Here is a 22,251-nt window from a genome sequence, read left to right on the forward strand (position 1 = left end):
CGGGCGGCGGCTCAGGCCGTGTCGCCATCCCATGGCATCATCAGCGACAGCATCAGCAGCTTCTCGAACTCCGGCGCGAAGTTGGCGATGATGGCCTCGGGGTCGGGGCACAGCCCGGTATCCGTGATAAGGCCGAACTGCACGCGGCCCGCATAGGTCAGGATGCTGACCCCCATGCCGATGTCCCCGGACTGCGGCACCCAGAACATCACTTTCTCGACCGTGGCGCCGCAGAACTTCAGCGCCTCGGCCGGGCCTGGCACATTGGTCATCACGGCCGTCGCCTTCCTGGCGAAGATGTTCAGCATCGCGTGCTGCACCGGCTTGATCAGCAGCCCCGCCACCGACAGCAGGCCGAAGGCCATGACGGGTTGGAAGCTGCCCTTCAGCTCGCTCATGCGCGCTCGCACCGCGAACAGCCGCTCGACCGGGTTGGCGATGCCGATGGGCAACACCAGCGGCACCAGGCCGAAGCGGTTGCCCAGCTGCCAGGCGTGCTCCAGCGGCCGCAGGTTGACCGGCACCATCGCGCGGATCTCCTTGCCCGCCGGGTCCTCGCCCTTGTCGGCCAGATAGCGGCCAATGGCACCGGCTGCGCAGGCCAGCAGCACATCGTTGATGGACGCGCCCAGCGCCTTGCCGACGGCCTTCACCTCGTCCAGCGCCAGGCTGTCGTCCCAGGCGACCGTCTTGGTCGCGCCGGGCTTGCCCTTGAGCCTGGTCGGCGAGTCGTCGGGCATCAACGCGAACGCGGCCACGTCGGACACGGCCTGGTAGCCCATGCGGGCCATCTCCATCGACGCATCCATCGGCGTGCCCGCCGACATCACCGTGTCCACACCCTTGGAGACGCCCTTGCCTGTCAGGCCGATGGCCTTCACGGTCATGTTGCTGAGGGGGCGCAGGAAGGCGTCCAGCAGCCAGTCGGCTTCTTCCTCGACCTCGGGAGCGCGTGCCCTCGCCCTCTGGGGCGGCGCCTTGCCGCCATCGGTGATGGACAGCATTACGGCGATCAGCGCGATGCCGTCGGCAATGCAGTGGTGGATGCGCGCGATCAGAGCGCTGGTGCCGTCGCCCATGTCCTCGATGAGCTGGAACTGCCACAGCGGGTGCGCAGGGTCCAGCGGCTCCGAGCACAGCTCGGCGACGCGCTCTCGCAGCACCTGGTCGCGGCTCTGTCCACGCAGCGGCAGCGGCAGTTCGGCGACCACATGACGGGCGATGTCGAAGTCACGGTCCACCACCCACTGCGCACCGAGCAAGGCATCCTCGACGACCTTCTGGCGAAAGCGCGGGTACTGCAGCAGCCGCTCGGCCACCCGCTCCCGCAGGGCGGCCAACGTGATGCCAGGGCGGATCGACCAGACCCCGACGATCATCATCAGGTTGGCCTCGGTGTCCATGCGCAGCCAGGCGGTATCCACCTTGGACATGCGTTCGCTGGTCTGGCCCATTCAGTCTCCTCGATATGTTGTTCTCGCGGCCTAAACTGCTGGGCCCCCGTCGATTGTCATGAGAATCGACGCCACTGGGCCTGTTAACACGACGGCAATGGGTCACGAAAGTCCGCAGACGGGAGCCAATCAAGGCGCATCGCGCCGCCCGCACTCATGTGCGGGCAAGCGGTGCAACGCCGAGTGGCCCCGTCTGCGGACTTTCCCGAAGGGTTGTGCCCAGAATGGCCGCGCGCGGCGTTGCAAATCCTCGCCGGGCACTCAGCCCGGCTGCGGTTTGCGCCTTGCTCGCGGCCATTCTGGGCACAACGTGACCCGTTGCCGTCGTGTTAACAGGCCCTCATCAGCCTGGAGAACCCCGTGAGCCTGAAAGACCAATTCGAAGCCGCCGTCGCCGACTCCAAGAACCTGTCCGAGCGGCCCGACAACGCCACCCTGCTCAAGCTCTACGCGCTGTACAAGCAGGGCAGCGCCGGCGACGTTGATGGCAAGCGCCCCGGCTTCACCGACATGGTCGGCCGCGCCAAGTGGGACGCCTGGAACGAGCTCAAGGGCACGTCGAACGACGACGCGATGCAGCAGTACATCGACCTGATCGAGTCCTTGAAGTAAGCGCGCCACAGCGCGCAGAACGAACCGGCCTCAGGTCGGTTTCTTTTTGGCCGGCGCCTTCTTCTTGGCGCCTGCGGCGAGCAGCGAGTCGAGCTCCTTCTCGATCTCGCCCTCGATGGTCTTCTTGAAGGCACCAAGCAAGAAACCCAGCTGTGCCACCAGCTCGAAGTGGTCGTCCGCCACCGTCAGCTCGCCCTTCACGCCTGAACGGGTGAACTCCACGGTGTCGCCGTCGGCGCCTTCGTGCACCGTGCAGGCCATGTCGAACTTCTCTTCGACCTGCTCGGCCCATTTCCAGGCGATCTCGCGTGCCTTCGTCAGGCCCAGCGCGTGGTCTCGGTGAATGCGGATCTCGGCCACGTCGGCTCTCCTTGGGTCGGTGAATGCCATTGACACCCGCTGCGCTTGCACGGTCTGGCAGGCCAGCGGTTGCTGGTGCGCCGCACTCTACGCGAGAAGCCTCGTGTCACATCTGCCAGACCCTCTGCCCGCCTGTGCACGCATACTTCTGCGCCTAAAAAGCGAGCGACAAACTCGCGCCCAGGGAGAACCCATGCGCCTTGTCGACCCCAACCCGCACAGCCTCGACCCGCTCACCGAAGGGCTGAACCACTTTCGCGCCGCCGAGCCCGATCACGAGCAAGCCGTTTACTGGTTCCGCGTCGCCGCCGACTCCGACAGTGCCGAAGGCCTGGCCATGCTGGCCCTGTGCCAGCTCGAAGGCCTGGGCGTACCGCGCGAGCCGGTCCAGGCTCGCGAGCGCCTGGAGCGCGCCTCAAGCGCCGGCAGCCTGACCGCCAAGTTCCACCTCGCCCGCATGCTCGTGGCAGGCTGGGGAGGCGACCCCGACGCATCCCGCGGGGTGGCCCTCTACACAGCTGCCGCGGCCCAGGGCCATGCCGACGCCACCTTCAACCTGGCCAGTTGCCTGGACGCCGGCTGGGGCTGCCAGCCCGACCGCCTTGCCGCCAAGGCCCTGTTCCTGCGTGCACGGGCGCTGGGCAGCCCGCTGAGGGCGCCGGGCCTGCGCATTCGCAAGCGTGAGCTGGACGCCGTGCGCGAGCTGGCGCGTCGACTGGAACAGGGCGGCGAACTCACCCGCGCCATCGAGGAGCGCCAGCACGAGGTCACGCTGATGCACGAGCTGGCCCGCAACCCCGCACGCAAAGCCATGCGCAGCCGTCAGCAACGCCGCCAACTGCTGCGCGTGGCCAGCGTCACCGCCGTCCTCGCCGGCCTGGCTGCAGCCCTGGCCGGCCTGTTCGGCTGGCGCACCGGCGGCCCACTGGCACAAGATACCGGCCCCACGTCCATCGCCTGAGCGATCTGCTCGGCGCCGCCGCATTAGGTTTTGTCTGGGAGCAGCGCGCGCAATCCGCGGCACCAGCCAAGTCAGATCGGCGAACCTTAAACCAACGGCTGCCTCGGATGCAGCCTCGCCATGGCGAGCACATCGACATACTGCCCATTGCGCAGCGCATAGGCTTTGTGCAACCCCTCGCGTTCGAAGCCATGGCGTTCATACAGGCGGATGGCGCGCGCGTTGTCGTTGAAGACGGTCAGCTCGATGCGCAACACCTGCGCCCAGTTGTCGGCGTAGTCCAGCAACGCCGTCATCAGCGCGCCGCCGACACCCTGGCCCTGGGTTTCCGCCAGCACCGAGATGCCGAGCATCATGGCGTGCCGACGGCGCAGTTGGGTGCCTGCCGGATGCAGGCCCGCGCTGCCGACGATGCGGCCTTCCCGCTCGGCCAGGAGGAACAGTTCGGGTGAGCCCGCCACGGGCGCCGTGTTCAAGCGTTGCTGCCACAGCTCCACGTTGGCATACGGCACCTGTAGCAGTCCTGGATAGATCTCCGGGTCGGCCAGCTGCTCGGCTATCGCTTGCGCGTCACTGGGTCGTGCGCGTCGCAGGATCAGGGACATCGGAACCTCCTTGGCTCCGCAATGTAGCCCGACGTTCCTCGCGCGACAGCGGTACCAGCCGCTCGACGGCCGCGTGAAACTTCACCCAGTCGCGGCCCTCGCGCTCGTACAGGCGCATGAACGCCGGCACCAGTTCGTCATACGCTGACAGGATGGCGAAGCTGGCGTTGTTAGCGCGCTGGAACCAGGCCTCGTAGCCCGGCGCCTCTCTGGGCGCGCGTTCGCGGAGCTCGGCCATGACGGCAGCCTTGGCGGCGGCGCGGGATTCGGCCGGGCCGGCATACACCGCCCTGAGCCGCTCGCGCCCCTCGCGCGCCAGTGCCAGGAAGCGCGCCCGCCGTGCACGGCCAGTTTCGAAAGCGGCGAGCGCCTCGGGCCGCCCCGCCAGCCACTGGCGCGCGCCGATCTGCTCGACGGCCGTGGCGTAGGCCTCGTTGAAGCCGGTGTCGTCGCCCGCGTACACGCGCTGGTGCGACAGCTCATGGAAGATCATGGCCGCCAGCTCGCCCTCGGGATAGCGGATGAAGGTGTTCAGCAGCGGGTCGCCACCGAGCCATCGGCTCCAGCCGAGCGTGGAGTACGCAGGAATCGGCTGCACCTGCACCTCCCAGCCCTCGGCCTTCAGCAGGTCGGCACGGCGCCGGGCCTCGTCGAGGTTGAACCAGCCCTGGTAGCCGGCGCAGCCCATCATGGGATAGCACCACGTCTTCAGGTCGAAGCTGAGCGCGGGCGCCGCGACGATGTTCCAGACCACGGCGGCGCGGCCGAGGTCGGCATAGCGGCGGTAGCTGTTGTTGTCCGGCAGCGCGAGATGGCTGCTGGCGTAATCGCGAATCTGCTGTGACAGGCGCAGGCGCTCGGCCAGCTCCGTCGGCGTGGCCGGGTCGGCCAGCCAGGCGTCCACCGGCTTGGCCGCGCGGACGATGCCGAGATGGCCACCCGCCGCCTGGCCCCAGTGGCCGACGGCGCTGCAGCCGCTCAAGGCGAGCGCCGCGGCTGCAACAAGCAATACGCGCAAGTTCAAGCGGCTTCGATTTGAACGAGACAGTCGTAGAACGCCGGCGCGTTGCCCATGTCTGTCAGCCGCTGGTGTGTGACCTCGTTGACATTGCTGCCCTGAGCGCCGAGCTTGCGCCACCACACGCCCAGGCCGTTGACAACGCCGGGCCGGGCGCGGGTGCTGACCTTCAGCCGGGCGACATAGCGGCCGCGGTCGTTGAAGGCGGCGACCATCGCGCCATCGACCAGGCCGCGCTCGACGGCGTCGCCGATGTGCATTTCGATCAGCGGCTCGCCTTCGATGTCGCGCAGGCTCTTCACGTTGACGAAGCTGCTGTTCAGGAAGTTGCGCGCCGGCGGCGAGATCATGGCCAGCGGATAGCGGGCGGCCAGCTCGGGCGAGGTCTGGGCGCTTTCGTAGTTGGGCACGAAGTCGGCGCCCGCGGCCTGGGCGCGGCCGTTGGGCGTGCGAAAGCCCCCTTCGGCAAACGGTGCCTCGGGAATCGGCAGCGGCAGCCAGCCCTGCTCGCGCAGCCGCACCATGTCGATGTCGGCGGTGAAGGCCTGAGCGGCCAGCGCCTCATCGCTGTCGCTGAAGCAGGGGTCGGTGAAGCCCATTGCCGCGGCCAGCTCACGAAAGATCTGCGTGTTGGGCTTGGCCTCGCCAAGCGGTGCAATCGCCGGCTGGTTCATCAACACGTCGGTGTGGCCGTAGGACGTGTGCACGTCCAGGTGTTCGAGCTGCGTGGTAGCGGGCAGCACGTAGTCGGCCAGGTCGGCCGTGTCGGTCATGAAGTGTTCGAGCACGACCGTGAACAGGTCGTCGCGCTGGAAGCCCTTCACGACCTTCGGCGACTCGGGCGCCACCGCCACCGGGTTGCTGTTGTAGACGATCAGCGCCGCGATGGGCGGGTCGGCCTGCAGCAGCGCGTCGCCGATGGTGCTCATGTTGACCATGCGCGGCTGGCGGCCGGCGAGCAGGTCGGGGCGTTCGAGATCGGCGTTCTTGAACGGCGCATTCCAGCCCGAGGCCGACAGCAGCACGCCGCCGCTTTGATGGCGCCAGGCGCCGGTCAGGCAGGGCAGCAGTGCGATCAGTCGCACCGCATTGCCGCCGCCGCGCACGCGCTGCAGGCCGTAGTTCATGCGGATGGCGGCCGGCCTGATCGTGCCGTAATCGCGCGCTAGGTTGCGCACTTCGTCGGCGCTGATGCCGCAGACCTCGGCGACGCGCTCGGGCGGCCAGTCCAGGGCCTTGCCGCGCAGCTCGTCCCAGCCGTCCACGTGCTTCTCGATGTAGTCGCGGTCCAGCCAATCGTTGGCGATCAGCTCATGCATCAGGCCCAGCGCCAGCGCGCCGTCGGTGCCGGGCAGCACGGCGATGTGCTGGTGGCATTTGTCGGCCGTTTCGGTCTTGCGCGGGTCGATGCAGATCAGCTTGGCGCCTTCGCGCTTGGCCTGGTTGGCATAGGTCCAGAAGTGCAGGTTCGACGCGATGGAGTTGCTGCCCCAGATGATGATCAGCTTAGCGCCCGCGAAGTGCCGCGTGTGCATGCCGAGCTTGTGGCCATAGGTGGCTGCCAGGCCCGCGCCGCCGGCCGAGGCGCAGATGGTGCGGTCCAACCGCGCAGCCCCTAACGCATTCCACAAGCGGCCCGCCATCGCCTCGCCCTGGACCAGGCCCATGGTGCCGGCATAGCTGTAGGGCTGGATGGTCTGCGGGTCCGGAATCGCCTTCAAGCGCGCGGCAATGTCGGCGATGGCCTCGGCCCAGCTCACCTGCACGAAACGGGGCGCCTCGGTCTTCTTGCTGACCCGTTTCAGCGGGTGCAGCAGACGCTCGGCATGATAGGTGCGCTCGGGGTAGCGCGAGACCTTGGTGCACAGCGCGCCGTGGGTGTTGGGATGGTCGGCGCGACCCTGCACCTTGATGACACGCTCGTTCTCGACGGTGACCTGCATGGCACAGGTGTCGGGGCAGTCGTGGGGGCAGGCGCCGAAGACGGTGCGGGTGGTCATGACGGTGGCTCGCTGTGGGATGGTGCGATTGTCGCCAGTCATGCGGCCGGCAAGGTCAGCCGCGCGAGACAGCCCCTCGGCGCGGCCGGCAACAGCGCAGCGCTGCCGCCATGGCGCTCGGCGATCTCGCGCACGATGGCCAGGCCCAGGCCGCAGCCGTCCCCGGTCGTCGCGCCGCGCACAAAGCGCTCGAAGCCGCGCTCGCGCAACTCGGGCGCCAGGCCCGGGCCGTTGTCCTCGACGTCGATCCACACATCGTCGCCCGCCCGCCGCAACCTCACGGTGATGGTGGCGCCAGCGCCGGCATAGCGCACGGCGTTGTCGATCAGGTTGACCACCGCCTCGCGCAGCAGCAGCTCGACGCCCTGCACGGCGTGGCCTTCGCCGACGATGTCCACGCCCAGGTCGCAGCTGCCGGCCAGCGCACGCGGCACCCAGTCGGCGGCCACCTCGCGCACCAGGCGCGCGCAGTCCACCGGCTGCCAGCCCTGCGCGGCCACGGCCTCGGGCTCGGCGCGCGCCAGCACCAGCAGCTGCGACACCAGGCGGGCGCTGCGCACAGCGCTCAGCAGCACGCGCTCCAGGCGCTGGCGCAATGCGGGGTCGGTGGTCGCCTCCAACGCCAGCTCGGCCTGGCTTTTCAAGCCGGCCAAAGGCGTGCGCAGCTGGTGCGCCGCGTCGCTGATGAAGCGGCGCTGCGTGGCCAGGCTTTGCTGCACCTGGCCCAGCAGTTCGTTGACGGCGCCTGCCAGCGCGCGCACCTCGGGCGGGGCGGCCTGCAGCTGCACGGGGTCGAGCGCATCGGCGCGGCGGCCTTCCATTTGCCGCTGCAGCTCGGCCAGCGGCTTGAGGCCTTTGCGGATACCGGCCCAGACGCCCATGCTCATCAGCGCGATCAGCAGCGACAGCGGCAGCGCCGTGTCCAGCAGCATGCGTCGCGCCAGCAGTTCGCGCGGCGCGCTGGAGCGGGCGATCTGCACGCGCAGCGCGGAGTCCGCCGCGCCGGCAGCACCGAGGTGCAGGTCCAGCGACACGACGCGCATGGCCTCGGGCACGGTGGCGTCGAAGAACACCGGCTCCCCCAACGCGGCCGTGCGCGGCGGCGGCGGCAGGCGCGCGTCGCCGAGCAAGAGCTGGCCCGGGGGCGAGCTGACGGCGTACATGACGCGATCCTCCGGGTCGGCGGCCAGGATGTCCTGAGCCGAGCGCGGCAGGTCCACGAACAGGCCGCTGGCCGTCGGCCGGATCTGGCGGGCCAGTGCGCGGGCCGCTTGCAGCAGGCTGGCGTCCACCAACTCGTCGGCATGCCGGCTGGCGACGCGGTAGGCACCGAACGCGGCCACCGTCCACAGCACGATCTGCGGCAGCAGCAGCCACAGCAGCAGCTGGCGATGCAGCGAGCGGCCGGTCACGGTGAGGCCGTGGCTTCGAGCAGATAACCAAGGCCGCGCACAGTGCGCACGGCCAGGCCCGAGCCTTCGAGCTTCTTGCGCAAGCGGTGGATATAGACCTCGATGGAGCCTCCGTCGTCGCTGCCCCAGGCCTCGGCGATCTGCTGCTTGGTGACGACCCGGTCGCGCTCGCCGACGAGCAGGTCCAGCAGCGTCCACTCGCGCGGGCTGAGCTCCAGCGCCTGGGCGCCCACGCTGGCGCGGCGTGCCGCGCGGTCCAGCGTCAGGCCGCGCAGCTGTTGCGCGGCGCCGGCCGGCCGGCCGCGGCGCAGCAGCGCATGCAGGCGCGCCTCCAGCTCGGGAAAGTCGAAGGGCTTGGTCAGGTAGTCGTCGGCACCGGCCTGCAGCCCGGCGACGCGGTGCTCCAGCGCGTCAAGCGCGGTCAACACGAGGATGGGCAGCGTCCGGCCGGCCTCACGCACGCGCTTGAGCACGGTCAGTCCGTCGACCATGGGCAGGCCGAGGTCGAGGATGGCGATGTCGAAGTCCTGCTTGCGCAGGAGGTACTCGGCCACGGCGCCGTTCTCGGCCCACTCGACCTTGAAGCCGGCGTTAAGCAACTGCTGCTGCAGCGCGTCGGCCAGCAGGGCGTCGTCTTCGGCGAGCAGCAGGTTCATGGGACGCAGACTTTAGCGGTGTCAGCCCTCATGGTTAATACGATATTAAGTTTATTAATAGTCGGTAATGATGCCGTGATGCGCCGCGCCTGTGTCCTCGCCACGTCCCTGCTTGCCGCCACGGCGCAGGCCGGGCCGCAGGTCGACGTCGTGCACTGGTGGACGTCGCCCGGCGAGACCGCGGCCATGCATGCGCTGGCCGACGCCTACCGCGCCGCCGGTGGCCAGTGGCGCGACCTGGCCGTCGTCGCGTCGGAGCAGGCGCGCGCCGTCGTGCTGGAGCGCATCAAGGCCGGCAACCCGCCGACCGCCGCGCAGTTCAACCCCTCCCGGTCCTTCGTGCAACTGGCCCGCCAGGGCCGGCTCAATGCGCTAGACGACATCGCCGCACAGAACCGCTGGGCCGAGACGCTGCCGGCCGTGCTGATGGACGCCGTGCGCGTGGACGGCCATATTTACGCCGTGCCCATCAGCATCCACATGCCAGCGTGGCTGTGGAGCTCCAAGGCCGCGCTGGCCAAAGCCGGCATCCGGCAGGAGCCGCGCAGCATCGACGAGTTCTTTGCCGCGCTCGACAAGCTGCAGGCCGCCGGGCTGATCCCGCTGGCCCATGGCGGCCAGCCCTGGCAGGACTTGAACCTCTTCAGCGCGATGCTGGCCAACCAGGGCGGGCGCGAGCTGTATCTCGCCGTTTTGCGCGACCGCGATGCCGCAGCGTTGCAGGGCGAGGCGCTGCGCCACGTGCTCGTTAACTACAAGAAGCTACGCCGTTATGTCGACGCCGCCTCGCCCGGGCGCAGCTGGAGCGACACCACCGCGCTGCTGATCAGCGGTCGCGCCGGCCTGCAGTTCATGGGTGACTGGGTCAAGGGCGAGTTCACGGCTGCCGGCCAGCAGCCGGGCCGCGACTACGGCTGCGCGACCGGCCTGAGCCCGCGTTCGCCCTACATCGTCGATGGCGACGTGCTGGTCTTTCCGAAAGACAAGGACGGCAGCGCCCGCGCCGCGCAGCAGCTGCTGGCCCGCGTCGCGACGGCGCCGTCCACGCAGCTTGCCTTCAGTGCGCGCAAGGGCTCGGTGCCCGTGCGCACCGACCTCGACACTCGCACGCTCGACGCCTGCGCGCGACTGGGCGCGGCCGCACTGCGCGATGCCGGCCGGCTGGTCGGCAATACCGAGATGCTGTTGGCGCCCGAGCAACTGACGGCGCTCGAGAACGCCGTCAGCGACTACTGGAACCGCGACATTCCTGCACAGGTGGCGCAGCAGGCCATCGCCAGGATCTTGCAGAACCCGAACAACAGCACCGACACCAGGAGACAGCCTTGACCCGCGTTCACATCCAGGACCTCAGCATCCGCTTCGGCACCCACGAGGTCATCAAGGGCCTCGACCTCGACGTCAACAGCGGCGAGTTCCTCGTGCTGCTCGGCCCCTCGGGCTGCGGCAAGTCCACGCTGCTGCACACGATCGCCGGCCTAAACCAAGTCAGCGGCGGCAGCATCCACATCGGCGAGCACGACATGACGCGCGCCGAGCCCAGCCAGCGCGGCGTCGGCATGGTGTTCCAGAGCTATGCGCTCTACCCGACGATGACGGTCAAGGAGAACCTCGCCTTCCCCTTGAAGATGGCCAAGACGCCCAAGGCCGAGCTGGAAAAGCGCGTGGCCGCCGCGGCCGACATGCTGCAGCTGACGGCGCTGCTGGAACGCAAGCCGGGCCAGCTCTCGGGCGGCCAGCGCCAGCGCGTCGCCATCGGCCGCGCCGTGGTGCGCGAGGCCAAGGTGCTGCTGCTGGACGAGCCACTGTCCAACCTCGATGCCAAGCTGCGCACCGACCTGCGCCGTGAGCTCAAGCTGCTGCACAGCCGCCTGGGCAACACGATGATCTACGTGACCCACGACCAGGTCGAGGCGATGACGCTGGCCACGCGCATCGTCGTCATGCACCAGGGCGTCATCCAACAGATTGGCACGCCGGCCGAGGTCTACGAGAAGCCCAAGAACCTGCTGGTGGCCGGCTTCGTCGGGTCGCCGGCCATCAACCGGGTCGAGGGCCAGGTGGGCGAAGGCGGCGTGTTCGCGTCGCCGGCCTTCAGCGTGCCGCTGCCCGCCGCGCTGGCCTCACGGCCGCAAGGCGAAGTGCTGACGCTGGCCATCCGGCCGGAAAACGTGCGCGTTGCTGCGGGCGAGCCCTTCGAGGCCGAGGTCCAGCTGGTCGAGCCGCTTGGCAACCAGCATGTCGTCTGGCTGAGCTGTGCGGGCAGCACGGTGTCGGCGGTGCTGCCGGGCCAGCCGGAGGTGCAGGAAGGTGCCAGGGTAAGGTTTGGCTTCGATGGGGGCAAGACGATGTGGTTCGACGCCGCGGGGGAGAGGCTGGAGATGTGACCGGCATGGCGTCGCACCGCCTGCGTCAGCGAACCACCAACGTCGGCATGAATTCGAGCTCAGCCTCGACGAGATTTGTGTAGCCGGCCACGACGCGAGTGCGAAGGAGTCGCCATTTGCTTTGGCCCAGCGGGTAACCCTCGTTCAGCAACGAACTCAACTCAGTGGCCTGCGATGGACTGCCGCACTCCAGAACGACGCGCGCCATGCTGCGCTGAGCGTCGACGCTAAGCGACACCAACCTCACACCCGGCGCCCTCAGCCGCTCCGTGGACGCCAACAGCTCATCCCACGGAAAAGATACCACCGACATCCAGGGAGCGACCATCTCGTCGAAGCGACGCAATTGCATGTCACGCTCAGCGTTCCCGGCTGCGGTTTGCTGTACGGCTGCCTGGCGCTTCTCAGCTACCAGCCGCGCTTGCTCGACTTGCTGCTCATGCTCAACATAGCGGCGTGCTGCGTCAGCGCCAAGCGCGATAGCCAGCACGGCGGGCAAGATGGTGAGAGCTGCACGTAGCCAAGGGCGAGGTCGAAGGGGCAGCAACTCAATGTTGCGAAATACGTTCACGTCGACACCTCCGACCATGCAGGCTGACCTGATGCCGCGCCATCGGCCATGCCGCTCTTCTCCAGCCAAAGCAGAAAGGCCTTGTCGACATCGGCCGTCGCGAGTCGCCGCTGGTAGACGGCAAGCGCCTGCTGGCCCTCCCGCAGGCCTTCGACGGTTACGGCACCAGTCACCCTACCGTTTTCCCAATCGAGGGACGTAAGCGCTTCGCCGTCGTACGCCGCCCAACGCTCCCTTCCAATGTTCGTCACGGCATGACGCGCGCTGAATGCCTGACCCCAGAGCGGCTTGACCGACACAAGCCGGCTGGTGCCCAAAGCTGCCTCCAGCGCCCTTAGGCACGCGCATGGCCAGGCACAGGCGAGGATCGGCCCCGCTGCATCGTCATCTGCCCAGACAAGAAAAGACTCGCCCTCCTGCCCCACCGGGTGCCGTGCGGCGGCAATGGTCGTCACCCACGCCTGCCACTCTGCGTCATCAAGCAACCCGGTCGGCGGCGTCAGCCACAGGGCCGGGCACAGCGCCCCTGACAGCCAGACCTGTACCTCCGGCCGGATTCCCTGCGCATTCAAGGATCCCGAGGCCAGCTTCACCGATTCCTGCCAGGTCTGGCTCGAGCCCCACTGCCACGGCTGCGCCGCACCCCCAGTGTGCGCCCCCCAGAAACTACTGCCAATGATGAGCGTGGCACGTGGCCGCAGTCTGCTACGCCAAGCCCACGACACGCCTGACCTCCTCAACACTGGTCCGCCGCTCCCGGATGGCCACCGCGGCCTGCTGGCTCAGGCTAGGTACCCCTGATGCGGCCACATGGGAGCGCAGTGCCGATATGGCGTGCTGCCCTGTGATGAGGTCCCGCAGGACGTCATCGACCGCATGCACCTCGGCCAGGACAAATCGCTTGCTGTATCCCGTGCTTTTGCAGTGGTCACAACCCACTACCTGGGGCACGTGATTCGCGGCCTCGAAGCCTTGCCTCGCCAGCCAATCCCGCTCGCGGTCCGTCGCCATGCGCTCACCGCAGCAGTTGCTGCACAAGGCGCGCACGAGGCGCTGGACCACAACCCCGTTCAATGCCGCCACAAAACCAAACATGTCCAAACCGAAGTGGCGAAAGCGCCCAGTCACATCGAACAGGCTGTTGGCATGGACTGTCGTGAACACTTGGTGTCCAGTCAGCGCCGACTGCACGGCGATCTCGGCGGTCTCAGCATCTCGGATCTCGCCGACCAGAATGCGATCGGGATCATGGCGCAAGATGGACCTGAGGCCCTTGGCAAACGTCAGGCCTTTGCGCTCGTTGACGGGGATCTGGAGCACGCCTGGGAGCTCGTACTCGACGGGGTCCTCGATCGTGACGATCTTCTCCTCGCCAGAGTTCAGCTCCGACAGAATGCCGTACACAGTGGTGGTCTTGCCACTACCAGTAGGCCCCGTGATGAGCAGCATGCCGTGCGGCAATTGCGCCAGTTCTCTCACCCGCGACACGCTGGCGGCATCAAACTGCAGCGCATCCAGGGACACGGACGCCTCGGCCGTTCGCAACTGTGCCCGATCAAGCAGCCGCAGGACCGCGTCCTCGCCATGGACACTGGGCATGATGGACACGCGCAAGTCCATGGCAGCACCGGAAGGTAGCTCGTATCGCACCCGGCCGTCCTGAGGAATACGCCGCTCTGTGATGTCCAGCTTGGCAAGCACCTTGATGCGGGAGATCACTTCCTCTGCGCGCTGCACGGGCTCGATCCGGCCGCCCGGCCGCAACACACCATCGACACGGTGCTTGACCAGCAATCCCCGGCGGTCAGTCTCGAAGTGGATATCGCTACCGCCCTGGGCAATTGCTTCCTGCAAGGCCTGGGCAACAAAGCCGATCACTCCGTCCGCTTGTACATCCGATGCGTCGGTGGATCGCGTCACGGTCGACTTCGCATCGACAGGTGTGGCACCGAGTTGCGCCGTCCACCGGTCGAAGTCAGCTGCGGCTGCCGTGGCCAGCCCAGGCAGACGGCCCAGGCGACGCGCGAGCATTGCAAGAAATTCGTCATCCCAGGGATCCTCCATCGCCACCATGAGCGCACCCGGATTCGATTCCAAACCCACCTGCAGGCAGCCCGGCGCGAGCAGCTCAATCGGTCGAACATCGGCGAAAGTCAGAACCTGGATGCCCATCTGGCGCAAGCGGTCCGTCCATGCTTCGTGCGGGACGAGCGCCAAGTCACGGGTCAATATGTCCCACACCGTGAGCCGGCCGCTGCCGGTTTGGTTCGACCAGCGATGTCGCGCCGCCACCAGGTCGGCGCGCCAAGCAGCTTCGTTCATGATGGCAACCCGGTGGCAATATCAAAGATGGGCAGGTACATCAACACCACGACCGAACCCACCAGCGTCGCCACGAGCAGCAGGAGCAGGGGTTCGACGATACGCATCGCCCGGTCGACGAAATCCGCAACGATTTGCGCATGACGCTGTGCGATGGCCTGCAGGATGCCGTGGACCCCACCGGATCTCTCCCCGACGGCCAGCAATCGCACCGACACTCCATCCGTTAAGCCAGCATCGGCGAATGCGCGTGACAGGCCTTGCCCGCGGAGCAAGGCCTGCTGGCAGCGCTCCAGCGAGTCCGCAATTGGCGCATGACGCGTCTGCGACGAGGCCTGGCAGATGCCGACGGCCTCCTCAATCGGGTAGCCGCCCCGATAGAGCAGCGCCAGTGACTGGTAAAGCTGGGTCATCTCGAACGCCCACATCGTTCGCGCCAGCGGCGGGATCTGGCGCCCTAACCAAAGCAAGGCCCGCCCGACGTTGCCAGCGCGCCAATTCCAGGCCAGCCCCGCCGCTGCCATCAAGCCTAGGCCCGCCGCCAGGATGCCGTTCGACTGGAGCCAATGGCTGAAAGCGAAGAGCATCGAAGTGATCGGCGCTTGGCTGGCCCGCGTGCCCTCCAGGAATCCCAGGAACTTGGGCATGACGACCACCATGAGGAACACGCTCACGATGAACCCCACACTGGCGACAAGCAGCGGATACATCGCCGCACTGATGACGCGGCGGCGCAATTGGTCCAGCACTTCGTGATACCGCAGATAGTCCTCCAGCGCCCCTGACAACGCGCTCGTTCGCTCCGCCGCCCGCACGCTGGCGACCAAGACGGGCGGAAATCCGGCCTCGTTGGCCATCGCCTGAGATAAGGGCAGCCCGCGGTAGAGATCGGCGACAAGGGCTGCCTGGATCTGGCTCCGCGCATCGCTGGTGCCGCGCAACAACGACTGGGCCTGCAAGGTTTCCAGCGCTTCGACTGCGGTCATGCCGGCCGACACCAGCGTGTGCAGCTCCTTGCACCACCAGGCAAGGTCAGTCGGCTTCCAGCGCGGGGCCGCACGGGTTGGCGCATCCGCAGGCTGCAGCGCATGGACCGCCAGCACGGCCAGCCCCTGGGCGCGGGCCTGAGCCCGCACCTGCGCTTCATCAGCAGCTGTCCACTCCATGTCCATGACGCTGCCAGCGTCCAGCGACTCCATTGCCCTGACTTGAAAACGCATGGCCGCCTAGAAGCTCAGTTGGTGATGTCAGCGTCGTCGCCGCTGCCACCGGCTGCACGATCACGGCCGAGGCTGACCAAGTCGAAGTCCCGACCCGAACTACCTGGCGAGCGGTATTGATACGGGCTGCCCCAGGGGTCCATGGGCACGCCTCCCTTGAGGTAGGGCCCGCGCCAACGGGAATCGGCGGCCTGCGCCTGGACCAGTGCCTGCAGGCCCTCGGCGTTGGTCGGGTAGCGCCCCAGGTCCAGGCGGAACGACTCGATGGCCTTGTCGAGCGCATCAATCTGGCCACGGGCCACCGTGCGTTCCGAGCGGCCGATCTGCCCCATTAAGCGCGGCGCCACGATGCCCGTCAGCATGCCGATGATCAGAATCACCACGAGCAGTTCGAGCAAGGTGAAGCCTCTGCGGCGCGAAGTAAGTCTTTTCATCGGATGGATGCCGAAGGATTGGTGGGCAGAGCGGCGACGACGAAGGCCCAGCGCGAGTAGCCAGACCCCTGGGGCCTCCATTGGACTCGACTGCCGGCCGGCGGCTGAGTCAGGAAGGGCGTCGCCTCAAAGCTGCTGAAGACGCCCACGATGCGCCCCTCCTCATCGCGGAGCAACTGCCAGGGCAACGTCGGTTGCAGCGGGTCGGTGTAGGTCTGCCGCAGGTGGCGGCGCACGCCGATGAAGCGGGTGTCCAGCAGCAGATCATCCAATTGCGCCGGTGGCTGCGTCATCGAACCGGGCGCACTCTGAACGTAGCTGTCCAGAGCCTGGGCATACAGCGTTCCGATGCGCAGCCACTCCGTCTCGCGCTCACGCTGGACCTGGTCACGCCAGGCCGGCCCGGCCATGGACAGCCCGAATCCGAGCAGGGCGAGCAAGCCAAGCATCACAAGCAATGTGAAGCCCGCGCATGGCGCTCGAAGTCCCGCTGCGTTACCAGCTTGCATAGGGCCTACCGTCCTTGCCCGCGCCTAGGGCACCGCTGCGCACAGTGGCGTACGGCGCCACCGCTGGCGTACCGACCGCGCCCCCCGCGGCCGTCTGTGCTGGCACGAAGACCCAGCTGTCGCGGCGTTCCGTCATGGGGTCTTCGGGCACCTCGCGGAGGTAGCGCGCCTGCACCAACTCGATCAGATTCTGGGGTGGTACCCCACGGTCTGCCCGGAACTGGTCGATGGCCTCGCGCATGGCCTTCAAGTTGTGCCGCAACGCCGTCTCCCGCGCCCGATCGACATGGGCGACGTAGCGCGGTGTGGCGATGCCCAGCAGGATGGCCATGACCGTCAGCACCACCAGCAGTTCGATGATGGTGAAGCCTTGCAGCATGCGGCGACGTGAAATCACCATTCGCTCACGGGTTGCCCGCTGAGGGCGACCACCGAGGAACCGGAGTGGACGTCGTAGACGTCATCGCCGGCTTGAGGGCGAGAGGCGTCGGAGGCATAGCTGCGCAGCTTCCATGTGCGATCGGCAGGCAGATCGGTCGTCGCAAAGGGGTCGCGCGGAATGCTGCGCAGGAACAGCCTGCGCCCGCCCGCAGCGCGCGCATCCGGCAGCCCCTGAACCAGCGCCTGCAGGCTCGGTGGGTAGCCCGACGCCGTGCGCTCGAAGGTCGCGGGCGGCAGTTCATCCACCGCGCGGCGATAGGCATCAATACCGTCCCGGATCGTCCACAAGGCCCGCTTCAGCTCGCGCTCGCGCTCGCGCTGCTGCACCGTCTGCGCCAAGGGCATCGCCACGGTCGCAAGCACGCTCAACAACGCCAGCACCACCAGCAACTCGATCACGGAAAAGCCCCGCTGCTTCATGGCGCGATGCGTACTTTGTGGACCGGCAAGTCCGTTACCAGCGCGGCGTCCGCCCGCGACGACAACGCCCTGGCGCTGTGCACGGCCACCATCGTGTCACCGGGCTGCAGAGCCCGCAGCTTCAGGCTCAGCACGCGTCCGGCCCCATAGGCACCGCTGGCAGGCCGCCGCAGCACCGACACGCTCCATAGCCCCACCTCGGGTTGACCGGTCTGCACGATCGACGTGGGCGTGTTGCCTTGCGCGAGCAGATCGCCTTCGTCCACGCCGACGAAGGCCCATTTGTCGCGCGAGAAGCTGAGCTCCATGGGCAGGGCGCGCAGGTCGGCAGCCTGCTCGGCCGCAAGGCTCAACGTGACGACTTCGCCAACCTTCGCCGCGTCAGGCGCCTGCCATTTCAACTTCAAAGGCGTCGTCAGCTGCGCGCCAGTAGCCTCAGCAGCAGATGCGGCCACTTGCGCATCTGCTGGCGCGGCACCGGGGGCGGCAGCAGCGGGCATGGTGGACGCGGCGGCAACGTCCGGCGGGGCCGGCTTGAGTAGCCGCACAGGCTTCAGGCCCGGCCTGGCCTCTGTGCCGATCCAAATCTCTGACTCGCTGGCGCTGGGCCGCTGCACATTGCGCAAGATTCGCGGCGTGACAGCCAGCATCAGCTCGGTCCGCTTCGCGTCGTCCAAAGTCGAGGAAAACAGCCGCCCCACCACCGGCAGATCACCGATGCCGGGCAGGCGATTGGCACTCGTCCGCTCGTCCTTGCTGATAAGGCCGGCCAGCAATTGCGTCTCACCGTCGCGTAACCGCAGCCACGTGCTCGCGTTGCGAGTGCCAATTTGGTACGCCAAGGCACCCGCGGCCGTTCGCACCGAGTTGCCGAGGGAACTGACCTCCAGCGACACCTTGATGCCCACATCGTCGTCGGCATAGACGGCCGGCTCGACTTCGAGCTTCAAGCCCACGTCGAGATAGCTGATGCTGTCCGACACGAAGCCGGTCTGTCCCGTCACGGTGCTGATGACCGGTATCTTGTCGCCAACCAGCACCTTGGCCTTTTCCTTGTTCTTGACCCGGATGCGCGGATTGGCCAAGGTGCTGAAGTCACCCGTCTCGCGCCGGAGGTTAACGGTTGCGCCCCCCAAGCCCAGCGCGATTCGATCACGCCCGATTCCATCAATATTTTGGAGCGTCAGCTGAGTCGCACCCGCCGGTGCGAGGGGTGTCAGCGAGAGCGAAGACGGGAACTTGACGCCCAGCTCGCTCAGCCGGTTGGTGTTGATCTCCAGCACCTCCAGTTCCAGCAGCACTTCAGGCTCCACGGCGTCGTACAACCCGATCAGCCGCTCAGCCAGGCGAATGTTCTCGATGGAGTCGCGCACTGCCAGCATGTTGGTGCGCTCCTCGACAAAGGGGTCGGTCACCTTCAACATCGACTTCAGGAATGCCGCTGCGCCCTTGGCGTCGCCGCTGCTCAGGTAGAAGACCTTGACGACCTGTTCTTCGTACTCCCTGGCCTTTTCCCGGGTGTTGGGGTAGACCACGATGGTGCGGGCGTCCACCACCTTCTTCGTCAATTGATTGGTGGCCAGCAGCAGGTTCAGTGCATCGTCAACCAACGCGTCCTTCAACAGCAGCGTGACGCGCAACTCCTGCCTCACGTCGCGGTCGACAACATAGTTCACGCTGCTGTGCCGGCTGATCAGGTCCAGCACCATGCGCAGGGTGGCGTCGCGGAAGTCCAGCGACACCAGCTTTGATTGGGCGAGCACGTCGCGGGAGGCGCCCTGCTCACGAGTGCGCATGTCGGCCTCCAGCTTGCGGCGCAGCGCCAGCAACTCGGCGTGCTGGGGGTTGTCCTGCAGCGCCTGAGAGATGACGGCCAGCGCCAGATCGGGCCGCTGCTTGTCCACCTGACTTTGAGCCTCGGCGAATGCGGCACGCTGGCGTGCGGTGATTTCAAGCTCGGCCTTCAGCGCCCGCAGCCGCGGGTTGTCAGGGTCAGCCGCCTGCGCCTTGTCCAGCGCACGTTGGGCACCGGCGATGTCGCCTGCGCCCTGGCGCTGCTGAATCTCGCGCAGCCAGGCTTCCAGTGCCTGCTGGCGCGCTTGCAACAGGCCTGATCGCAACAGCGCACTGCTCGGATTCGCCTGCACACCGTCGCGCAATACACGCACGCCTTCGTCGTAGGCACCACGGGCCAGTGCCTCATCCGCCTCACTGCGGACACGCTGCTCAGCGCAGCCGGACGCAAGCAAGGCCACCCCCAACAGAACAGCGATGACCCAACCACGGGGCCAATAAGGCAGACGACGACTCACGATCCGGTTCTCAGGGTTACTTCGGGGACGGGCCCGCAAGTTAACGGCTTTCAGCCAAGCTTGCGGGCAGGGACAACGCGTAGTCGGTCTGCGTAGGGGGATAGCGCAGCACAAGGCGCTGCGCATCGATGGACTGCACGACAAAACCGTCGGGCAACGCGAGGCCGGGCTGAGCCACGATCTCGATCTGCCCGTCGGTCAGCAGCACCTGTTGAGCTTGACCTTCGACGCCAAACCAGCCAACGACGCGGAACTGCGGCGCAGGTGGCGGCGGTGGCGGTGTTGGCGCGGGGGGGGGCACGGTAACCGCTGGTGGCGGAGCCGGCATTACAGCGGGCGCCTCAGGCGCAAACGGGTCGCGCTCCGCCTCAGCGAACTCTGGCGGCTGGCGTGCCGCATAAGCGTGCCAGTAGGTTCCGGGTGGAGCACTCGCGGCCGTCGACGGCAAAAGCCGGCCCGAAGCATCGGCCTGGTCCAGCGCAGTGGCCGTCACGCCCTCCGCCGGCGGCTCCGGCAATAAAAGCACGGCCAACGTCGCGACACTGCTGCCCACCAACGCCCAGCGCAGCAGTGGCGACAAACGCCCCAGCCCAGGCACCGTGGCCAGGTTAAGCCAGCGCACGCGCGCCAGGCGTCGCAGGCGCTGAGTTAGCTTCGCCATCGTTGCCGTCACCTCGGCGCCTGCCCACTGCCTGTTGCCGCCGAGGCACCCGACAGCTGGGCTGCCGGCCGCTGCAGCCATACCAGCTGCAGTTGCACATCCAGTGCCTCGGCCCCACCTGCTGTAACGGCGGCTGCGCCTGTGGCCCGAGCCCACCGGCCGCTCTGAAGCACTAGTTGCGGGTAGCGTCCGACGGCTTCACGCAGCCAGCGCTTGACCGCCGGATAGCCGCCTTGCAGCGTGACCTGGGCCTGCCAGACGTCCAGCCGGGGCGCCTGCCCGGGTGCGGCAGGCGGCATATCGACCTGCACCGACACCCAAGCCAGCCCCATGTCCTTGGCGGTAGACGCAAGGAAGCCCAGCACCGCATCCGGCTGGACGACGGCGTCGGTTGGCGTCAAGGCGCTCTGCGCTGTCGCCAACCGGGCGGTCGAAGGCCCATTCGACTGGTCAACGGGCTGAACGTTCACGGACTGAGCCCACCACCAGATTGACAACCAGAGCCCCAGCGCCGAAAAGAGCAGCGCCCCGGCAACCCAAGGGGCCCATTCAGCGACGCGGGCACCGCTCAACCGGCTCGCACCCGGTGTACTGGGCAAGATCAGCATGGCCAGCACTGCCGCGCAAGCCGATCTGCGCCGCACCACACCACCGGCGCCGCCCTTGTCATCAACTGCAAGTCAAGCGCGGTCAGCGGCATGTCGATTTCCGGATGCTGCACCAGCACGACAGGAAAGCCTTGATACCAACGAACTACGGGAACTCGTACCAGATAACCGACGAGCTGGTTTGATCATTGAATTTGGTGCTGTCTGCCAGCACGCACCCCGATGTCACAGGCTGCCCCGTAACTTGAAACGTGATCGCTCGGTACCCGCGCGGATCAGCTGACGCTGCCACTGAAGGCGCCATGCCCGAGACATAGAGTTCCATGCGCATCTTCGGCATGGCATTGGCCATTGCAAAGAATTTGCCGCAGTCTGCTTTCACCTGCTTGCCACCTTGCAGCGACTCCAAGCCGTATATGGCAACGTTGATTCTTTGATCCTTGTGGTTAAGCCCCCGTATCTGCAACCCATCAGGCGTTGAACCCGACGCAGCCAGCGACACGATGATATGGGCCTCCTTTAAATAGACCCTGGTTTCTTGCGAAAATGCAAGCGAAGGACATACAAGAATGACAAGCACCAAAAATATTGGCTTCATATTCATACATACTTTCGTCTGATACCCAGAGAAAATTACCTTGGTTATGTCTCAACAGCAAATCAACTTTAGGTCAAAACACACGCCCGCTCCAGCGAACTCACCCCATCAGCGTGCCCCACACCAATAGGCAGTGCACCGATATTCGATTGGCTAGCGGCTACACCTAGTCCGTGGACGAAGGGCCATTACTTATCGAGATGAAGCTGGCACCGAAACAGCTGGCATCCTGATAGTTTGCAATCCGCACTTTCTTGCCGGTTGCAAGCGCAAGCATCGCCAATTGCTGTGCCATGCGATGGGTAGCCGGTGATTGCGCCTTATTTTCCGGAAAGATGATCCAAGCACCCTGCTTGCCAGGCGTCGGCATGGAACACGGCCCAGTTGCACCAGCAACTAGCACGGCAAAAGCCTGCATGCCGTTCACTGTGTTTGCAACATCGATGATGGTGCCGTCCATAATGATGTAGGTGCTGGCCGCACCCACCTTCCCACCAAGAGCGAGTGCCCCAAATACGCAGAAAAGGATTGCCGGGAGCCGTCGGCTAAAAAGCATGGTTAACTCCAGTCAACAGAAACAACATTGAATTTCGCTACCTCATCGCGCTGTGCGGTGATCCTCAAAGATGTACTCGCGCCGAGTGCCTAGGGAGGTGATAGAGCGCTCAGGGAACTCGATTCGCAGTGGGT

24 protein-coding genes are annotated in these 22,251 nt (G+C 66.7%); 4 read left to right on the forward strand and 20 right to left on the reverse strand.

All coding sequences use genetic code 11. The annotated features are described in order from the left end of the window. Nucleotides 1–11 precede the first annotated feature (11 nt). Nucleotides 12–1,454 (reverse strand): wax ester/triacylglycerol synthase family O-acyltransferase, encoded by a 1,443-nt coding sequence (locus ASC81_RS22535; RefSeq protein WP_056272402.1) that lies wholly within the window; start codon nucleotides 1,452–1,454, stop codon nucleotides 12–14. 360 nt (nucleotides 1,455–1,814) lie between these two features. On the opposite strand from ASC81_RS22535, the gene ASC81_RS22540 reads away from it, so the two are divergent. Then, nucleotides 1,815–2,066 carry an acyl-CoA-binding protein gene (locus ASC81_RS22540; RefSeq protein ID WP_056272405.1) on the forward strand — a complete coding sequence of 84 codons (252 nt, stop codon included), beginning with the start codon at nucleotides 1,815–1,817 and terminating at the stop codon, nucleotides 2,064–2,066. A 30-nt stretch (nucleotides 2,067–2,096) separates the two neighbouring features. Here the strand turns inward: ASC81_RS22540 and ASC81_RS22545 are convergent, their stop codons facing one another. Continuing rightward, entirely contained in the window at nucleotides 2,097–2,426 is a 330-nt protein-coding gene (locus ASC81_RS22545) for a polyhydroxyalkanoic acid system family protein (RefSeq protein ID WP_056272408.1), read from the reverse strand. A gap of 193 nt (nucleotides 2,427–2,619) precedes the next feature. Between ASC81_RS22545 and ASC81_RS22550 the strand changes: the two genes are divergently transcribed. Then, the gene (locus ASC81_RS22550) at nucleotides 2,620–3,387 is read left to right on the forward strand and encodes a tetratricopeptide repeat protein (protein WP_056272413.1); all 768 of its coding nucleotides are present in this window, start codon (nucleotides 2,620–2,622) and stop codon (nucleotides 3,385–3,387) included. Between the two features lie 86 nt (nucleotides 3,388–3,473). Here ASC81_RS22550 and ASC81_RS22555 read toward each other — a convergent pair whose 3' ends face one another. Genes ASC81_RS22555 through ASC81_RS22575 form a run of 5 tightly spaced genes read right to left on the reverse strand, consistent with a single transcriptional unit; the run spans nucleotide 3,474 to nucleotide 9,078 of the window. Beyond that, nucleotides 3,474–3,992 (reverse strand): GNAT family N-acetyltransferase, encoded by a 519-nt coding sequence (locus tag ASC81_RS22555; RefSeq protein ID WP_056272414.1) that lies wholly within the window; start codon nucleotides 3,990–3,992, stop codon nucleotides 3,474–3,476. Further along, nucleotides 3,958–5,016 carry an aminopeptidase gene (locus ASC81_RS22560; RefSeq protein WP_056272417.1) on the reverse strand — a complete coding sequence of 353 codons (1,059 nt, stop codon included), beginning with the start codon at nucleotides 5,014–5,016 and terminating at the stop codon, nucleotides 3,958–3,960. Before ASC81_RS22560 ends, ASC81_RS22555 begins: the two co-directional genes overlap by 35 nt. Then, nucleotides 5,013–7,010, reverse strand: a complete 1,998-nt coding sequence (locus ASC81_RS22565) for a molybdopterin-dependent oxidoreductase (RefSeq protein WP_056272544.1) — start codon at nucleotides 7,008–7,010, stop codon at nucleotides 5,013–5,015. Before ASC81_RS22565 ends, ASC81_RS22560 begins: the two co-directional genes overlap by 4 nt. 38 nt (nucleotides 7,011–7,048) lie before the next feature. Beyond that, nucleotides 7,049–8,422 (reverse strand): sensor histidine kinase, encoded by a 1,374-nt coding sequence (locus tag ASC81_RS22570; RefSeq protein ID WP_056272419.1) that lies wholly within the window; start codon nucleotides 8,420–8,422, stop codon nucleotides 7,049–7,051. Then, nucleotides 8,419–9,078: a response regulator transcription factor gene (locus ASC81_RS22575; protein ID WP_056272422.1), complete on the reverse strand. Its 660-nt coding sequence runs from the start codon at nucleotides 9,076–9,078 to the stop codon at nucleotides 8,419–8,421. Before ASC81_RS22575 ends, ASC81_RS22570 begins: the two co-directional genes overlap by 4 nt. 78 nt (nucleotides 9,079–9,156) lie before the next feature. Between ASC81_RS22575 and ASC81_RS22580 the strand changes: the two genes are divergently transcribed. Next, the gene (locus tag ASC81_RS22580) at nucleotides 9,157–10,407 is read left to right on the forward strand and encodes an ABC transporter substrate-binding protein (protein ID WP_056272425.1); all 1,251 of its coding nucleotides are present in this window, start codon (nucleotides 9,157–9,159) and stop codon (nucleotides 10,405–10,407) included. Further along, nucleotides 10,404–11,465, forward strand: coding sequence for an ABC transporter ATP-binding protein (locus ASC81_RS22585; RefSeq protein WP_056272429.1), 1,062 nt, complete (start codon nucleotides 10,404–10,406; stop codon nucleotides 11,463–11,465). The genes ASC81_RS22580 and ASC81_RS22585 overlap by 4 nt, the downstream gene beginning before the upstream one ends. Nucleotides 11,466–11,490: 25 nt before the next feature. Here ASC81_RS22585 and ASC81_RS22590 read toward each other — a convergent pair whose 3' ends face one another. The 13 genes from ASC81_RS22590 to ASC81_RS27185 all read right to left on the reverse strand — a co-directional run bounded on the left by ASC81_RS22590 (nucleotide 11,491) and on the right by ASC81_RS27185 (nucleotide 22,117). Continuing rightward, complete coding sequence (locus ASC81_RS22590) at nucleotides 11,491–11,964, reverse strand: hypothetical protein (protein WP_156392359.1); 474 nt, start codon at nucleotides 11,962–11,964, stop codon at nucleotides 11,491–11,493. Nucleotides 11,965–12,032: 68 nt separating this feature from the next. Further along, nucleotides 12,033–12,629, reverse strand: a complete 597-nt coding sequence (locus tag ASC81_RS22595; RefSeq protein WP_156392360.1) for a hypothetical protein — start codon at nucleotides 12,627–12,629, stop codon at nucleotides 12,033–12,035. Nucleotides 12,630–12,741: 112 nt separating this feature from the next. Beyond that, entirely contained in the window at nucleotides 12,742–14,358 is a 1,617-nt protein-coding gene (locus ASC81_RS22600) for a GspE/PulE family protein (protein ID WP_056272437.1), read from the reverse strand. Next, on the reverse strand, nucleotides 14,355–15,578 hold the full coding sequence (locus ASC81_RS22605) for a type II secretion system F family protein (RefSeq protein ID WP_082536737.1): 1,224 nt from the start codon (nucleotides 15,576–15,578) through the stop codon (nucleotides 14,355–14,357). The genes ASC81_RS22600 and ASC81_RS22605 overlap by 4 nt, the downstream gene beginning before the upstream one ends. A gap of 14 nt (nucleotides 15,579–15,592) precedes the next feature. Next, a complete protein-coding gene (gspG, locus tag ASC81_RS22610; protein ID WP_369820872.1) occupies nucleotides 15,593–16,093 on the reverse strand; it encodes a type II secretion system major pseudopilin GspG in 501 nt (166 codons plus the stop codon). Continuing rightward, complete coding sequence (locus ASC81_RS22615) at nucleotides 16,009–16,461, reverse strand: hypothetical protein (protein WP_056272444.1); 453 nt, start codon at nucleotides 16,459–16,461, stop codon at nucleotides 16,009–16,011. The genes gspG and ASC81_RS22615 overlap by 85 nt, the downstream gene beginning before the upstream one ends. A 46-nt stretch (nucleotides 16,462–16,507) precedes the next feature. Next, the gene (locus ASC81_RS22620) at nucleotides 16,508–16,921 is read right to left on the reverse strand and encodes a type II secretion system protein (protein ID WP_056272446.1); all 414 of its coding nucleotides are present in this window, start codon (nucleotides 16,919–16,921) and stop codon (nucleotides 16,508–16,510) included. After that, nucleotides 16,915–17,382 (reverse strand): type II secretion system protein, encoded by a 468-nt coding sequence (locus ASC81_RS22625; protein WP_056272449.1) that lies wholly within the window; start codon nucleotides 17,380–17,382, stop codon nucleotides 16,915–16,917. Before ASC81_RS22625 ends, ASC81_RS22620 begins: the two co-directional genes overlap by 7 nt. Continuing rightward, a complete protein-coding gene (locus tag ASC81_RS22630; RefSeq protein ID WP_162245945.1) occupies nucleotides 17,379–19,733 on the reverse strand; it encodes a general secretion pathway protein GspD in 2,355 nt (784 codons plus the stop codon). Before ASC81_RS22630 ends, ASC81_RS22625 begins: the two co-directional genes overlap by 4 nt. Before the next feature lies 1 nt (nucleotide 19,734). Then, nucleotides 19,735–20,355 carry a hypothetical protein gene (locus ASC81_RS27180; RefSeq protein WP_156392361.1) on the reverse strand — a complete coding sequence of 207 codons (621 nt, stop codon included), beginning with the start codon at nucleotides 20,353–20,355 and terminating at the stop codon, nucleotides 19,735–19,737. Nucleotides 20,356–20,363: 8 nt separating this feature from the next. Next, complete coding sequence (locus tag ASC81_RS22635) at nucleotides 20,364–20,756, reverse strand: hypothetical protein (RefSeq protein WP_156392362.1); 393 nt, start codon at nucleotides 20,754–20,756, stop codon at nucleotides 20,364–20,366. A gap of 352 nt (nucleotides 20,757–21,108) precedes the next feature. Beyond that, a complete protein-coding gene (locus ASC81_RS22640; protein WP_156392363.1) occupies nucleotides 21,109–21,567 on the reverse strand; it encodes a hypothetical protein in 459 nt (152 codons plus the stop codon). Between the two features lie 160 nt (nucleotides 21,568–21,727). Then, the gene (locus tag ASC81_RS27185; RefSeq protein WP_156392364.1) at nucleotides 21,728–22,117 is read right to left on the reverse strand and encodes a DUF5992 family protein; all 390 of its coding nucleotides are present in this window, start codon (nucleotides 22,115–22,117) and stop codon (nucleotides 21,728–21,730) included. Between the last annotated feature and the right edge of the window lie 134 nt (nucleotides 22,118–22,251).

The sequence above is a fragment of the Pelomonas sp. Root405 genome (assembly GCF_001425165.1).
In the GTDB taxonomy this organism is placed as follows: domain Bacteria; phylum Pseudomonadota; class Gammaproteobacteria; order Burkholderiales; family Burkholderiaceae_C; genus Pelomonas.

What these genes read in the sequence shown, in the direction of transcription:
- ASC81_RS22535 (WP_056272402.1), bottom strand. Translation starts at nt 1,454, where the DNA reads ATGGGCCAGACCAGCGAACGCATGTCCAAGGTGGATACCGCCTGGCTG.
- ASC81_RS22550 (WP_056272413.1), top strand. Translation starts at nt 2,620, where the DNA reads ATGCGCCTTGTCGACCCCAACCCGCACAGCCTCGACCCGCTCACCGAA.
- ASC81_RS22555 (WP_056272414.1), bottom strand. Translation starts at nt 3,992, where the DNA reads ATGTCCCTGATCCTGCGACGCGCACGACCCAGTGACGCGCAAGCGATA.
- ASC81_RS22565 (WP_056272544.1), bottom strand. Translation starts at nt 7,010, where the DNA reads ATGACCACCCGCACCGTCTTCGGCGCCTGCCCCCACGACTGCCCCGAC.
- ASC81_RS22575 (WP_056272422.1), bottom strand. Translation starts at nt 9,078, where the DNA reads ATGAACCTGCTGCTCGCCGAAGACGACGCCCTGCTGGCCGACGCGCTG.
- ASC81_RS22580 (WP_056272425.1), top strand. Translation starts at nt 9,157, where the DNA reads ATGCGCCGCGCCTGTGTCCTCGCCACGTCCCTGCTTGCCGCCACGGCG.
- ASC81_RS22600 (WP_056272437.1), bottom strand. Translation starts at nt 14,358, where the DNA reads ATGAACGAAGCTGCTTGGCGCGCCGACCTGGTGGCGGCGCGACATCGC.
- ASC81_RS22605 (WP_082536737.1), bottom strand. Translation starts at nt 15,578, where the DNA reads ATGCGTTTTCAAGTCAGGGCAATGGAGTCGCTGGACGCTGGCAGCGTC.
- gspG (WP_369820872.1), bottom strand. Translation starts at nt 16,093, where the DNA reads ATGGAGGCCCCAGGGGTCTGGCTACTCGCGCTGGGCCTTCGTCGTCGC.
- ASC81_RS22615 (WP_056272444.1), bottom strand. Translation starts at nt 16,461, where the DNA reads ATGCTTGGCTTGCTCGCCCTGCTCGGATTCGGGCTGTCCATGGCCGGG.
- ASC81_RS22620 (WP_056272446.1), bottom strand. Translation starts at nt 16,921, where the DNA reads ATGGTGATTTCACGTCGCCGCATGCTGCAAGGCTTCACCATCATCGAA.
- ASC81_RS22625 (WP_056272449.1), bottom strand. Translation starts at nt 17,382, where the DNA reads ATGAAGCAGCGGGGCTTTTCCGTGATCGAGTTGCTGGTGGTGCTGGCG.
- ASC81_RS27180 (WP_156392361.1), bottom strand. Translation starts at nt 20,355, where the DNA reads ATGGCGAAGCTAACTCAGCGCCTGCGACGCCTGGCGCGCGTGCGCTGG.
- ASC81_RS22640 (WP_156392363.1), bottom strand. Translation starts at nt 21,567, where the DNA reads ATGAATATGAAGCCAATATTTTTGGTGCTTGTCATTCTTGTATGTCCT.
- ASC81_RS27185 (WP_156392364.1), bottom strand. Translation starts at nt 22,117, where the DNA reads ATGCTTTTTAGCCGACGGCTCCCGGCAATCCTTTTCTGCGTATTTGGG.